The sequence below is a fragment of the Prolixibacter denitrificans genome, assembly GCF_003014495.1.
Classification (GTDB): Bacteria; Bacteroidota; Bacteroidia; order Bacteroidales; family Prolixibacteraceae; genus Prolixibacter; species Prolixibacter denitrificans.
This window is the reverse complement of record NZ_PYGC01000008.1, coordinates 193,241-207,142: the sequence shown is the minus strand read 5'-3', so window position 1 is coordinate 207,142 and position 13,902 is coordinate 193,241. Positions and strand designations below refer to the sequence as shown.

Here is a 13,902-nt window from a genome sequence, read left to right as displayed (position 1 = left end):
ATATTGATGTTTATAATTTTCTTATCCAGATATTCCGGTAGCTCACCGGGTTGCCATGGTCTTGTAAAATTACCGAACCATTTCCGTGCGCTTTGTATTGCGGAATACCAATGTATTCGGTCGGACCCAGCAACTGAACATTGTTCTGCACCAACACGCCGTTTTGCAAAACGGTAAAACGTGCCGGAGTGAATAATGTTCCGTCTTCTTTAAAGCGCGGAGCCGTGTAAATGATATCATAAGTTTGCCACTCGCCCGGCTTCTTGCAAACGTTCACCAACGGCGCATATTGTTTGTAAATAGAACCCGCCTGTCCGTTGCGATAGGTTCGATTGTTATAATTATCGAGCACCTGGAGTTCATAACGCTCCTGCAGAAAGATACCCGAATTTCCACGGCCCTGGCTTTTACCAACGACTTCGGCTGGTGTGCGCCATTCGATATGCAATTGAACGTCGCCAAATTTCTCCTTGGTTTGAATCACACCGGTTCCGCGAACGACGGTTACACAACCGTCAGCCACGTTCCATTTCGGGGCATTACCATCTTGTCCCACCCAATTGGCGGCCAAACTACCGGGCGTTCCGTCAAACAAAACAGTAGCGTCGCAAGGAGCATCGGAAGGTTCGTCTCCCGGAGTCACCACGGTTACCTCCGGGTCCCAGAATTCAGTCATTTCCGGTTTCATTTTCATCGGCTCCTGGGCCATTACCTGCGACACACAGAACATGCCCACAGTCAGCGCTATCAGGTTAGTTGTTTTCATGAGTTGATTATTTAGTTTATTAACGAGTTTGCTCTCTCCACCATAAGGAAAGATGCATTTTGATTAGGTTCCTGCGCTTGAAAATAAAATTTGTTTAACGTAAAAGTAAAAAAATATCGCGCAAATCGATTGCTAACTAGCTTTCTAAATAAGTACCTCGACATGTATACTTTTTCGCTCCGGCATGTAATGAAATCCTTTTTCAGGATACTATTAAATAACCAAAGAATCAATCAACTATCAAACCCACAAACCTTTGAACATGCATACAGATCAATCTTCACCGTCCCACCCATCCGGTATTTGGAAACACGGGCTGAGTATTTTGCTCATGTCGGTAACATTTATTGCACTGGAGATTTTATGGACACGCATCTTCTCCGCCGAATTCTTTTACACGTTCGCTTTTCTTATTCTCTCGCTGGCCATCCTCGGCCTGGGACTCGGTGGTTTAAGCATTCGGTTTTTCCGGAAATTAAACAATTCTTCGCTTATCTGGCTTTATCTTACCCTTTCGGGAATACTCGCATTGATTGGCCCCGCACTGGTTTTGCGCCTCGATTTAAATTTCACCCACCTGTTTTCAAGTGGTTGGATGCTGCTCAAATTTATTCTGACCATCGTCATTCTCAGTTCTTCATTTTTCTGGGGAGGAATGGCGTTAACGCTACTCTTCAAACTTGAAAACAAGAAAATATCAACGCTGTACATGGCCGATCTGATCGGTGCCGGTCTCGGAGTGGTTATCGCAGTTGTGCTGATGAATACCATCCAAACACAAAGAACAACACTGCTGATATGTCTTCCGGTTTTATTGGCCGCACTCATACAAGCTCCCAAATGGTGGCGAACCGTTCCGGCCGTACTCTCGCTGATTGTTCTCTTTCTTCTCCCGCAAGCAGAAACCTTGATTCACAAGGAACGAAAAGAGCGTTTCCCGGTCATTTTCTCGCAATGGGATGCCATGGCGAACATCAAAGTAGCAAAGGCTGGTGACGATTTTTATTATTGTATCATCGATAATGCAGCGCATGCTCCAACCTTTCAGTTCGATGGCGACCTCGACAAGCCGGATTCGCTGAAACGGGTGTCGGGTTATCCGCTGAAATACCTGATTGGCAGAACCGACTCGTGCACGTTCCTATCGCTGGGTGCCGGCGGCGGCGCTGATGTATTAAATGCGCTGTACGAAGGTGCGACAGAAATTCACGCCGTTGAAGTAGTTCCTTACCTGAACTACATGATGACCGATGGTTTTCTGAAAGATTTTACGGGAAATATGTACCACAACAAACGGGTTAAAGTGGTCACTGAAGACGGGCGCGCATATGTGAGACAATTCCGGAATAAGTTCGATATTATCTATTCAGGAAGCACCAATACCTTTGCCGCACTGGCTTCCGGTTCGTTTGCCCTGGCCGAGAATTACCTGTTCACCCGCGAAGCGTTCGAAGATTACTACCGCGCCATGAGCGACAGCGGCATCATGCTACTCGACCATCAATTTTATATTCCGCGTTTGGTGAATGACGCCATCGACGCCATGAAAAAGTTGAATGTTCCCAATCCGGCCAGACACCTGGCGGTTTATGATTTTCCCGGAAGGGGCAGAATGGTGATGCTGATGAGTAAACAACCGATGGAGAAAGCCACATGGGAAAATGCGCTGTATGATCTCTCCTCCGAGAATTATCCGCAGTTCCGGATTGTTTATCCGAGTCCCGATTCTATCAAAAACAATCTCATTAACCAAATTGTGGAAAACGGCTGGAGAACCGCCCAGGAAAACAGCGCCACCGACCTGTCGCCATCAACGGATAACCGTCCGTTTGCGGCGCAGATGGGCATGTGGAAGAATTTCCATGTCTCGGAATTGGAAACTGTCCAACCCTGGGAGTTCAAAGGATTTCCACTGGCGAAGCTACTCATTACCATCATCCTGTTGGTCATCGGCTTGCTGATTATCCCAATTAACCTGATTCCATTCCTGAAAAAGGGCGAAAAACTGAATGTACGCGGTTGGCTTTATTTTTTCCTTATCGGAATAGCGTTTATGACGGTCGAAGTGATTCTAATCCAGAAATACACATTGTTCATCGGTTCCAGCTCTTACGCCTTTATGACCATCCTTTTCTCGTTATTGCTGGCATCGGGAATCGGCAGTTTCTTCTCATCACGATTCGCGTCAACCACCCCATTTCTGGGAATTATTGCCTGGATTGTATTAGACGTCCTGTTATTCGGATTCCTGACTGAGAAACTGGTCCTTCTTCCCATTTCAGGTAGAATATTAGTCACAATGGTGTTGATACTGCCACTCGGCTTTTTCATGGGAATGCCTTTCCCGAAAGGAACGCTGCGCGTGGGTTCGTTGGTTGACTGGGGATTTGCAGTCAACGGCGCTGCATCGGTACTGGGATCTACGGCGATCATGCTGGTAGCCTTTAATTATGGCTACCGGGTTGCTTTGGTTACCGGCGCTTTTGCCTATTTCCTGGCGATGTTGCTGATGCGCTCCGAACGGGTGTGGATAAAAGAGTAAATTCATTTTACCCATAAGAAAACGGCCTCCCGTCATTGGAAGGCCGTTTTTATTTTTCTATTCGATTCAATGATTACAAGCCCATATCGGCCATCACTTTATCGACTTTTTCATTCGCTTCGGCATCCAATTGATCGAATTGCTCGCGCGACTTTAGTTCACCTTTTACTTCGATGTAGAATTTAATCTTCGGCTCTGTACCAGATGGACGAACCGAAACTTTCGAACCATCTTCGGTGAAGAACTGCAGCACGTTCGAGGTCTCTTTCTGGTCGATATCAGTTTCTGAACCATCCAGCAGGTTTTTCACCTTCAGGGTACTGTAATCTTTCACAACAGCCACTTTGGAACCGGCCAGTTCCTTCGGCGGATTTTCACGGAAGTTGACCATCATTTGCTGAATCTCCTCTGCACCTGCTTTTCCTTTCCGTACCACATATTTCATGCGCTCTTTCGAGAAACCGTATTCCAGGTAAATGTCCTGCAATAGTTCGTACAGCGATTTGCCGTTGTCTTTTGCCCAGGCAGCAACCTCAGCCATCAGCGCACAAGACGAAACCGCATCTTTATCACGAACGAAGTCGGCCGGGAGGAAACCGAAACTTTCTTCTCCACCGCCGATGTATTTCTTCACGCCTTCGTTTTCACGAATGACGTCGGCAATGTATTTGAAACCAGTGTAGCAATCGTAATATTCCACATCATTACGACGGGCGATTTCGGCGACCAATTCAGAAGTCACAATGGTTTTCACCACGAACTCATTCCCGACAAGGTCTCCCGATTCTTTCCGCTTGGTGATGATGTAATAGAGGAAAAGTAACACGGTTTGGTTACCGTTCACGATGAAGAACTCGCCTTTATCGTTTTTCACGGCCACACCAATGCGGTCAGCATCCGGGTCGGTAGCCATCACGATGTCGGCGTCCACTTCAGCCGCTTTCTCCATCGCCAGTTTCATGGCAGCCGGCTCTTCCGGGTTCGGAGAAACCACCGTTGGAAAATCACCGCTCACCACATCCTGTTCCGGAATGTGAATAACGTTGGTAAAGCCCATGCGATTAAGTGCCATGGGTACCAGTTTCACACCGGTTCCGTGAATGGGCGTATAAACAATCTTCAGATCTTTCTGCCTTTCCACTGCATCCGGCGAAAGCGAAACAGTCACCACTTTACTGAGGAATTTCTCATCGATATCAGCGCCCATGATGGTAATGTTCTCTTCGCTTCCGTCAAAACGAATATCGTCGACTTTCACTTTCTCCACTTCGCGGATAATGTTCACGTCGTGCGGAGCAACAACCTGCGAACCATCGTTCCAGTAAGCCTTGTAGCCGTTATATTCTTTCGGGTTGTGTGAAGCGGTCAGGATAATTCCGCTCTGGCAACCCAGTTCACGAATGGCATATGAAAGTTCCGGAGTCGGACGCAAATCTTCGAAGAGATAGACTTTGAAACCGTTCGCCGAGAAAATCTTCGCCGCTGTTTCAGCAAACAAACGACTGTTGTTGCGGCAATCGTGCCCAATCGCCACCTTGATTTGCTCCAAATCCGCGAAAGCGATTTTCAGGTAATTACTCAATCCCTGAGTGGCAGCTCCCACCGTATAAATGTTCATTCGGTTCGAACCCGCTCCCATGACACCGCGCAATCCGCCGGTACCAAACTCAAGGTCTTTGTAAAAAGCATCGATTAACTCGGTGGTATCGTCATTTTCGAGCAAGCGCTTTATTTCCGCTTTGGTCTCTTCGTCGTAATTCCCGGTCAGCCATTCATTTGCTTTGGCTTTGACCATCTCCAGAACGTCATTTTGCTTCATCCGGATATTATTTAAGTTTTGTTATACACTCCTTCAGGCTCTCCCGCCAATGGGGAATTGACAGGCCGAAGGTTGATTTTATTTTCGTTTTATTCAGAACAGAATAATGAGGACGTGGCGCTTTGGTCGGGAATTCTTCCGAACCTACCGGGAAGACTTGACAATCAATTCCTCCGTGCAATTCGTGAATCGCCAACGTGAAATCGTACCAGCTGGCCACTCCTTCGTTGGAGAAATGATAAATGCCGCGTTTAAAATCAGCAGGATCATTCATCAGTTTATCCGCTATCGCGATAACAGCTTTCGCGAGATCGCGAGCGTAGGTCGGCGTTCCAATCTGATCGAAAACCACATTTAGTTCGTCACGTTCTTTGCCCAGTTTGATCATCGTTTTCACGAAATTGTTCCCAAACGATGAATACAACCACGAGGTCCGAATCACAATACCTTTGATTCCAGCCAGCAACAGTTCCCCTTCACCTTCCATCTTCGTCCGTCCGTAAACCGAAACCGGGTTCACTGGATCATTCTCTACGTAAGGTCGGAAATTTTTTCCGTCGAACACATAATCGGTTGAAATATGGATAAAACGCGAGCCGGACGCATGGCATGCATAGGCCAGATTCCGGACGGCGTCACGATTAATGAGACCCGCTTTCTCCGGTTCGTCCTCTGCTTTATCAACAGCGGTGTAGGCCGCACAGTTTACCACCAGCCCCGGATTTTCTTTGGAAAAATATTCTGCTAAAGCATCCGGATTGGTAATATCCAGTTCATCTACATCAGTAAATAGAAACTGATGTTGTGGCGTTTCCTTATCCAACTCCTTGAACTCACTTCCCAATTGACCAGAGGCCCCTGTTATAAGAATCTTCATAACGACAATTACTTCTTTTCCGACAGAAAACCGGCACAGCGAAATGTTTTACAATCCGCTCGGCACAAATCTTTCGGAACGATTGGTTACTCTATTTTAGATTTGATTTTCAGCAAAGATAAAATTCATTTCGGCATCGTGGAAACGCGGACTTTTTTTGTCTTTATCCGAAATGATGAACTCCTCGTGAGAGATTTTCCAGTCGATTTGAAGCTCTGGATCGTCCAGTGCAATTCCTCTTTCCGACTCCGGATGATACAATTCGTTGCATTTATAAGCCAGCACAGCAGTTTCGCTCAGCACCGAAAAACCATGAGCAAATCCTTCGGGGATGTACAACTGTTTTTTGTTTTCAGCGGAAAGCTCTGCACCAAACCATTTTCCGAAAGTGGGTGAATCTTTTCGGATATCTACTGCCACATCGAAAACTGTTCCCTCGAGCACGCGAACCAGTTTCGCCTGTGCATGAGGCTTCAACTGATAATGCAACCCACGAACCACGCCCCGTACCGAACGCGATTCATTATCCTGAACAAAAACCGTTTCAATTCCTGCCTCTTTATACTTCTGCTCATTGTAACTTTCGTAGAAATAACCACGCTCGTCGCGGAAAATTCTCGGATGAACAATCAGCAATCCCGGCAGATCTGTCTTCTCTATCTCCATACTCTTCTAAAAAGTTGCTTTCTTTTGATTAGCCAACTGTATTAAATACTGGCCGTATTGGTTTTTCTTCAGCGGTTCAGCCAGTGTGAGTAATTGCTCCCGGCCAATCCAGCCTTTGTTATAGGCAATCTCCTCAAGGCAGGCCACTTTCAATCCCTGCCGGTGCTCGATAGTAGCAATGAAATTCGACGCCTCAATTAAACTCTCGTGTGTTCCGGTATCGAGCCAGGCCATCCCTCGCCCCAACAACTTAACGCGCAATTTACCCTCTTCGAGATAGAGACGGTTCAGATCGGTAATCTCCAATTCACCCCGAGCCGATGGCTTCAATGTTTTTGCTTTTCCCACCACATCATTCGGATAGAAATACAGGCCGGTTACCGCATAATTGGATTTGGGTTCCGTCGGTTTTTCTTCCAGACTGAGCACTTTGCCATTTTCGGCAAATTCAACCACGCCGTAACGTTCCGGATCATTCACGAAATAACCAAAAACAACCGCGCCTGCCCGATAGGCTGCAGCGTCTTCCAGCATCTGACTAAAACCGTAACCGTGAAAAATATTGTCACCCAAAATCAGGCAAACATCATCGTTTCCGATAAATTCCTCACCAATAATAAAGGCCTGTGCCAGTCCATCGGGCGATGGCTGTTCGGCATACGAAATCTGCAGGCCCAGCTGACTGCCATCTTCCAGCAGGTTCTGAAAATAATTTTTGTCGGACGGAGTGGTAATGATAAGCACCTCACGAATACCCGCCAGCATCAGCACCGACAACGGATAATACACCATCGGCTTGTCGTAGATGGGCAGCAATTGTTTCGAAATACTTTTCGTAATTGGATACAGACGTGTACCAGAACCGCCTGCGAGGATAATTCCCTTCATATGCCTTCTAATTTTGGGTCAAAAAAAATTCGCCGGCTTTTTTCGGCGAGAACTAAATGCCGTCGTTTGCTTCACAACACAATGGTTTCATCAGGCTAAAGGTACAAGTATTTAAAAAAGTTCACAGGAAGAGTATTCTGAAACATGCCATTTCAGTATAAATAATCAAAGCTTCAATTCTCCGCGTTGAAGCATGCTGTCAAAATAAGCTACCGTTTTCTCCAATCCTTCCCTGAGCTGAACTTTTGGTTCCCAGCCATTCAGTTTCTCTTTCGCCAAAGAAATATCGGGTTGACGTTGCTCGGGATCATCCTGTGGGGCGGGAAGATGAACAATTTTGGAAGACGAACCGGTTATGTCCAAAACTTCGTTCGCCAGTTCCAGCATTGAAAACTGGTTGGGATTTCCAACATTCACCGGCCCCATGAAATCATCCGGCGTATTCATCATCCGAATCATTGCTTCAATCAGGTCATCTACATACTGAAAACTTCTTGTTTGGAGGCCATCGCCATAAACGGTTATGTCTTTTCCGGTCAACGCCTGAACGACAAAATTGGAGACCACCCGCCCGTCGAGCGGATTCATATGCGGGCCATAAGTATTGAAAATACGGATGATTTTGATGCGAACATCATTTTGCAAGTTGTAATTCATCATCAACGATTCGGCACAACGCTTTCCCTCGTCGTAACACGAGCGCGGTCCGATGGGATTGACATGCCCCCAGTAATCTTCTGTTTGCGGATGAATTTGTGGATCGCCGTACACTTCGCTCGTGGAAGCCTGTAAAATCTTCGCTTTAATCCGTTTGGCCAAGCCACACATATTGATCGCCCCCATCACCGAAGTTTTGATGGTTTTGATGGGATTGACCTGGTAATGAATCGGCGACGCCGGACAAGCCAGGTTATATATCTCATCTACTTCGATAAAATAAGGCATCGTCACGTCGTGACGAACCAGTTCGAAGTAAGGATTATCGAGCAAGGGAAGTACATTTCGTTTCGAGCCGGTGAAGTAGTTATCGAGACAAATCACCTCGTTGCCTTCATCGAGCAGCCTGCTGCACAAGTGCGAACCGAGAAATCCGGCTCCTCCGGTTACCAGAATTTTTTTCACAAAACCATCAATTTTAGTAAACCATCGCGTCGGCCACCTTGTTGCATGCAATAAAGGGATTTAGCCAAGGCAGTCGCGGAGTAGCAAAGTTACAAAATAAAGATACATTACGTAAAGCGACGCATGACCAGGACACGAAAGGAAGACTACCGCACGACAATCTCTTAAATATCTCTGCAAACCTCCGACTTTCAGCAAAAAAGAGACCCAAAGATTTGATTTATTGGGTTTATGTTCTAATTTTGCGGCGCATTCAAAATAATGTCTAATTTATAAAAAGTTACAAGCTTAACATTACATGAGCGAAAACAAAGAAAATCTCGAACAAACAGAAGCAGTAAACCAAGCTGCTGAAGAAGCTAAAGCCGAGAAGGTGGAAGCTAAAAAAGTTACCTCGAAAGAGGCTGACGAAGATTTTGACTGGGATGCCTTTGAAGGTACTTCCCTGGAAGCCACTGGCGAGAAAAAAGATGAAATGACCGCTCTGTACAACGATACTCTTTCTGTATTGCAGGAAAAAGAAGTTGTTGACGGAAAAGTAATTTCACTGAACAAACGTGAAGTAGTTGTTGACATCGGCTACAAATCGGATGGTATCGTTTCACTGAACGAATTCCGCTACAATCCTGACCTGAAAGTGGGCGACACTGTAGAGGTATATGTTGAAAGCCTCGAAGATCAAAAAGGTCAGTTAGTCCTCTCTCACAAAAAAGCCCGCGCACTGCGCAGCTGGGATCGCGTAAATGCCGCATTGGAAAAAGACGAAGTAATCACCGGTTACATCAAGTGCCGCACCAAAGGCGGTATGATTGTCGACGTATTCGGTATCGAAGCCTTCCTTCCCGGTTCGCAAATCGACGTGAAGCCCATCCGTGACTACGACATTTATGTTGGAAAAACCATGGAATTCAAAGTGGTTAAAATCAACCAGGAATTCCGTAACGTGGTTGTTTCACACAAGGCACTTATCGAAGCTGAACTCGAGCAGCAGAAGAAAGAAATTATCTCGAAACTCGAAAAAGGTCAGGTTCTCGAAGGAACTGTCAAAAACATTACCTCTTACGGTGTATTCATCGACCTGGGTGGCGTAGACGGTTTGATTCACATTACCGACCTGAGCTGGGGCCGCGTTTCGCATCCGAGCGAAATCGTACAGCTCGATCAGAAAATCAACGTGGTTATTCTCGACTTCGATGATGACAAGAAACGTATTGCACTTGGTCTGAAACAGCTGACTCCACATCCGTGGGATAACCTAAGCGCCGAGCTGAAAGTAGGCGACATCGTAAAAGGTAAAGTAGTTGTTCTGGCTGATTACGGAGCATTTGTTGAAATCGCTGCCGGCGTTGAAGGTCTGATTCACGTATCAGAGATGAGCTGGTCACAGCACCTGCGCTCTGCTCAGGACTTCCTGAAAGTAGGTGACGAAGTGGAAGCCATGATTTTGACTCTTGACCGTGAAGATCGCAAAATGTCTCTCGGTATCAAGCAGCTGAAACCGGATCCATGGGAGAAAATCGACGAGAAATACTCCGTTGGTTCGAAACATACCGCACGCGTTCGCAACTTCACCAATTTCGGTGTATTTGTTGAAATCGAAGAAGGTGTTGACGGCCTGATCCACATCAGCGACCTGAGCTGGACCAAGAAAATCAAACACCCGTCAGAATTCACTTCTATCGGTGCTGACATCGAAGTAGTAGTTCTCGACATCGACAAAGACAATCGTCGTTTGAGCCTTGGTCACAAGCAACTCGAAGAAAACCCATGGGATGTATTCGAAACCATCTTTACGGTTGATTCTATCCACGAAGGTACCGTTATCGACATCTTCGATAAAGGAGCGGTAATTTCACTGCCTTACGGTGTTGAAGGTTTCGCTACTCCTCGTCACCTGGTTAAAGAAGACGGTTCGCAGGTGAAACTCGACGAAAAACTGGAATTCAAAGTAATCGAGTTCTCCAAATCAGCTAAGCGCATCATCCTGTCTCACTCACGTGTGTACGAAGATGTGAAGAAAGCTGAAGACAATGCCAAGAAGAGAACTGCTACCAAGCAGACTCAAAAAGGTATGAAAACCGTTAAGGATAACCTGGAGAAAACCACTCTTGGTGATATCAGCGATTTGGCTGCTCTGAAATCCAAGATGGAGAAAGACGAAAAAAAAGACAATGAATAAGAAATTGTAATTCATCATAATTTCTTATCTTGCATCTATGAACTTTGGTACGCAGAATAAAGAAGGCTACGCCGTCATTCAGGTGCACAACGAAAGGCTCGATAGTCTTATAGCACCCGATTTGAAATCGGAACTGGTATTGGCAACGGAAAACGGACAGAAGAACATTGTCCTCGATATCAGTGAGTGTACATATTGTGACTCGTCGGGTCTGAGCGCCCTGTTAGTAGGCAATCGGCTTTGTGAAAATGTTTCGGGACAATTCGTCTTGTGCGGATTGACACCGATGGTTGACAAGCTGATAAAACTGGCAATGCTCGACACGGTTTTGACCATCACAACCGATGAAAAGGAAGCCAGTAAACTGCTCAATAAAGATGCATAAGTCTTTTCAGATATAAAGAAAAAGCCCGGTTTGAACAAGCCGGGCTTTCTTTTTATATTTGGTCAAAACCAATGTATGATCCCGTTTACGGTTACCATTCTCGGAAGCAGTTCGGCGCTGCCGACCTCCCAACGCTTCCCTACCTCCCAGGTTGTTTCCCTCAACAACCAGCCCTATTTGATCGACTGCGGCGAAGGCACACAGATTCAACTCCGGAGATACAAAGCCAGAATCGGAAAGCTTAACCACATTTTCATTTCACATCTTCATGGCGATCACATTTTCGGGTTGCCCGGTTTACTTTCCACCATGTCGTTGCTCGGACGGAAAAACGATTTGCACATCTATGCGCATTCACCTTTACAGGAAATTCTCGACTGCCACACCACTTTCTTCCGCAGCGAAATGGATTTTCGGGTTGTCTTTCATCCGCTCAACTTCAAGCGCCCGCAGGTAATTTTCGAGAACAAGAAAATAAAAGTCGAATCGTTCCCGCTGAAACACCGGGTTCCCTGTTGCGGATTCCGCTTTAGCGAACAACCGAAACTTCCACATCTCCGGAAGGATAAGCTGGAGGAATTTGATATTCCGCTGAAAGAGCGGGTAAAGATTAAAGAAGGCAGCGATTTTATGCTTCCCGATGGACGGGTGATTCCGAATGCCGAGTTGATCCTGCCGGCTGAAAAACCGCGCTCCTATGCCTTTTGCACCGACACCATTTACCACGAACCTGCCCTGAAATCCATCAGCGGAGTCGATTTGCTTTACCACGAAGCCACTTTTGCCAACGATCTGGAAGATTGGGCTCACAAAACGTATCATTCCACGGCCGGCGAAGCAGCTAAGATGGCACAACAAGCCAACGCCAGAAAACTGATTCTGGGACACTTTTCCGCCCGTTACAACGACATTCAGCCACTCGTCGATGATGCGCGAACCATTTTCCCAGAGAGTTATCCCGCTGAAGACGGGGCAACATTTGAAATACTCTGAGCATTTTCTTTCGTCAGAAATCTCTATTTTTAGAACCTTTAAAAATAACGCTCTGTCGAACAAGTCATAATGTTTCGCTCTTAGCGGCTCATTCTGACCTGTTGCAGAAAAACAATAATCAAATACAAACTTGCATGAAAAGAATTATTCTTTTGGCAGCTGTTTTGCTGGCCTCGGCCAATTTGTTCGCCCAGGACCGCGACAAAGGCAAAATGGTTGAAATCCCGCAAGGGAAAGGGTACTACTACCAAACCATCATGAAAGATGTAAACGCGGTAAACGACTCACTCGCTAAGGAACCGTCTTACTATCGTTTCCAGATGGACCAATCGGGAATGAAGCTTCCCAACAAAGTAGACCTTTACAAACGTTATTGGGCCAATCCGCCTATTTCGCAAGGGAACACCGGTACCTGCTGGGATTTCTCTACCCTTTCGTTTTACGAATCGGAAATTTACCGCATGACCGGCAAAAAAGTGAAGTTGTCGGAAATGTATATGGTTTATTGGGAATATGTTGCAAAAGCCCGCCGCTATGTCGAGAAACGGGGCAACTCTCTGTTCGACGAAGGTTCGGAAGGAAATGCAGATGCCCGTTTGGCAAAACAGTACGGTTTGATGCCTGAATCGGCCTATACAGGTCTGATTGACGGTCACAAATTTCATTCGCACGCCAAGATGTTTGCCGAGATGAAAAACTACCTCGAATCGGTGAAAAAGAACAACGCCTGGAATGAAGAACAAGTACTGGCAACCATCAAAGACATCATGAACCACTACATGGGTGTTCCTCCAACGCATTTCATGGTCGATGGAAAAGATATGACACCTACTGCATACATGAAGGACTACCTGAAATTCGATCCGAATGATTTCGTGGAAATTCTTTCGTACAAGCAAAAGCCTTACTGGCAGAAAGTAGAATACGAAGTACCGGACAACTGGTGGCACAACAAAGATTACTACAATGTTCCGCTCGATGTCTTCATGAAAATCATACATGACGCGATTCGCGAAGGTTACACCATGAGTATTGGCGGCGATGTTTCGGAGGCAGGTTTTTCACGCGAAACACAGTGCGCGATTGTACCCGATTTCGATATTCCGTCGGCTTACATCAACGACGATGCCCGTGAATTCCGTTTTGCCAACGAAAGTACTACCGACGATCATGGTATGCACCTGGTGGGTTACCTCGCCAATTTTAATGGTGACGGCAAAGACTGGTACCTGATTAAAGATTCCAGCTCGGGCTCGCGTAACAACGACCCGAACGCACCGGAATTTGGCTACTACTTCTTCAGCCAGGATTATGTGAAGCTGAAAATGATGGGCTTCACCATCAACCGTGCTGCGGTAAAAGATATTCTGAAGAAATTCGACGAAAAGAAATAAAACAAGGAACGGGAGCTTTTTTAAGTTCCCGTTTTTCTTTTCCTGGAAAACAACTCCGCTTGGAACCTCCTTTGCCACCAGAAATCCCCAAACCAATTTGTAAAGCCCGGGATTTGTCCGGATTATGGCTAAGCATTTTTGTTTGGCATTCAATTTAACTCAGAATACCCCTAAACACGTTTGCTCACCGCCCTCCTAAATAGAATAAAGCCGAAACACATTTGCTCAGTCACATTCTGGTTAGAAATAATCCCATGCATTTTTGCTCAGC

The 13,902-nt window shown here is 46.1% G+C and carries 11 protein-coding genes; 5 read left to right on the top strand and 6 right to left on the bottom strand.

What is annotated here, in order from left to right; genetic code table 11:
- Positions 1–10 precede the first annotated feature (10 nt).
- Positions 11–766: a 3-keto-disaccharide hydrolase gene (locus CLV93_RS15115; protein WP_106543047.1), complete on the bottom strand. Its 756-nt coding sequence runs from the start codon at positions 764–766 to the stop codon at positions 11–13.
- Between the two features lie 262 nt (positions 767–1,028).
- Between CLV93_RS15115 and CLV93_RS15110 the strand changes: the two genes are divergently transcribed.
- Positions 1,029–3,308 (top strand): spermine/spermidine synthase domain-containing protein, encoded by a 2,280-nt coding sequence (locus CLV93_RS15110; RefSeq protein ID WP_106543046.1) that lies wholly within the window; start codon positions 1,029–1,031, stop codon positions 3,306–3,308.
- 73 nt (positions 3,309–3,381) lie between these two features.
- Here CLV93_RS15110 and CLV93_RS15105 read toward each other — a convergent pair whose 3' ends face one another.
- From CLV93_RS15105 to CLV93_RS15085, 5 genes are all read right to left on the bottom strand, one after another.
- Entirely contained in the window at positions 3,382–5,127 is a 1,746-nt protein-coding gene (locus CLV93_RS15105) for a phospho-sugar mutase (RefSeq protein ID WP_106543045.1), read from the bottom strand.
- A gap of 7 nt (positions 5,128–5,134) precedes the next feature.
- A complete protein-coding gene (rfbD, locus tag CLV93_RS15100) occupies positions 5,135–6,004 on the bottom strand; it encodes a dTDP-4-dehydrorhamnose reductase (protein WP_106543044.1) in 870 nt (289 codons plus the stop codon).
- A 96-nt stretch (positions 6,005–6,100) separates the two neighbouring features.
- Positions 6,101–6,670 (bottom strand): dTDP-4-dehydrorhamnose 3,5-epimerase, encoded by a 570-nt coding sequence (rfbC, locus tag CLV93_RS15095; protein WP_106543043.1) that lies wholly within the window; start codon positions 6,668–6,670, stop codon positions 6,101–6,103.
- 6 nt (positions 6,671–6,676) lie between these two features.
- Positions 6,677–7,558: a glucose-1-phosphate thymidylyltransferase RfbA gene (gene rfbA / locus CLV93_RS15090; protein ID WP_106543042.1), complete on the bottom strand. Its 882-nt coding sequence runs from the start codon at positions 7,556–7,558 to the stop codon at positions 6,677–6,679.
- A gap of 165 nt (positions 7,559–7,723) precedes the next feature.
- A complete protein-coding gene (locus tag CLV93_RS15085) occupies positions 7,724–8,680 on the bottom strand; it encodes a UDP-glucuronic acid decarboxylase family protein (protein WP_106543041.1) in 957 nt (318 codons plus the stop codon).
- A gap of 298 nt (positions 8,681–8,978) precedes the next feature.
- Between CLV93_RS15085 and rpsA the strand changes: the two genes are divergently transcribed.
- The 4 genes from rpsA to CLV93_RS15065 all read left to right on the top strand — a co-directional run bounded on the left by rpsA (position 8,979) and on the right by CLV93_RS15065 (position 13,631).
- The gene (gene rpsA / locus CLV93_RS15080) at positions 8,979–10,859 is read left to right on the top strand and encodes a 30S ribosomal protein S1 (protein ID WP_106543040.1); all 1,881 of its coding nucleotides are present in this window, start codon (positions 8,979–8,981) and stop codon (positions 10,857–10,859) included.
- Between the two features lie 37 nt (positions 10,860–10,896).
- On the top strand, positions 10,897–11,244 hold the full coding sequence (locus CLV93_RS15075) for an STAS domain-containing protein (RefSeq protein ID WP_106543039.1): 348 nt from the start codon (positions 10,897–10,899) through the stop codon (positions 11,242–11,244).
- Positions 11,245–11,319: 75 nt separating this feature from the next.
- Entirely contained in the window at positions 11,320–12,237 is a 918-nt protein-coding gene (locus CLV93_RS15070; protein ID WP_246187212.1) for a ribonuclease Z, read from the top strand.
- A 134-nt stretch (positions 12,238–12,371) separates the two neighbouring features.
- On the top strand, positions 12,372–13,631 hold the full coding sequence (locus tag CLV93_RS15065; RefSeq protein WP_106543038.1) for a C1 family peptidase: 1,260 nt from the start codon (positions 12,372–12,374) through the stop codon (positions 13,629–13,631).
- Positions 13,632–13,902 lie beyond the last annotated feature (271 nt).

Excerpts from the sequence above, each read along its gene's own strand:
- CLV93_RS15105 (WP_106543045.1), bottom strand. The coding sequence starts at position 5,127 with ATGAAGCAAAATGACGTTCTGGAGATGGTCAAAGCCAAAGCAAATGAA.
- CLV93_RS15075 (WP_106543039.1), top strand. The coding sequence starts at position 10,897 with ATGAACTTTGGTACGCAGAATAAAGAAGGCTACGCCGTCATTCAGGTG.
- CLV93_RS15070 (WP_246187212.1), top strand. The coding sequence starts at position 11,320 with ATGATCCCGTTTACGGTTACCATTCTCGGAAGCAGTTCGGCGCTGCCG.
- CLV93_RS15110 (WP_106543046.1), top strand. The coding sequence starts at position 1,029 with ATGCATACAGATCAATCTTCACCGTCCCACCCATCCGGTATTTGGAAA.
- rfbC (WP_106543043.1), bottom strand. The coding sequence starts at position 6,670 with ATGGAGATAGAGAAGACAGATCTGCCGGGATTGCTGATTGTTCATCCG.
- CLV93_RS15065 (WP_106543038.1), top strand. The coding sequence starts at position 12,372 with ATGAAAAGAATTATTCTTTTGGCAGCTGTTTTGCTGGCCTCGGCCAAT.
- rfbD (WP_106543044.1), bottom strand. The coding sequence starts at position 6,004 with ATGAAGATTCTTATAACAGGGGCCTCTGGTCAATTGGGAAGTGAGTTC.
- rfbA (WP_106543042.1), bottom strand. The coding sequence starts at position 7,558 with ATGAAGGGAATTATCCTCGCAGGCGGTTCTGGTACACGTCTGTATCCA.
- CLV93_RS15115 (WP_106543047.1), bottom strand. The coding sequence starts at position 766 with ATGAAAACAACTAACCTGATAGCGCTGACTGTGGGCATGTTCTGTGTG.
- rpsA (WP_106543040.1), top strand. The coding sequence starts at position 8,979 with ATGAGCGAAAACAAAGAAAATCTCGAACAAACAGAAGCAGTAAACCAA.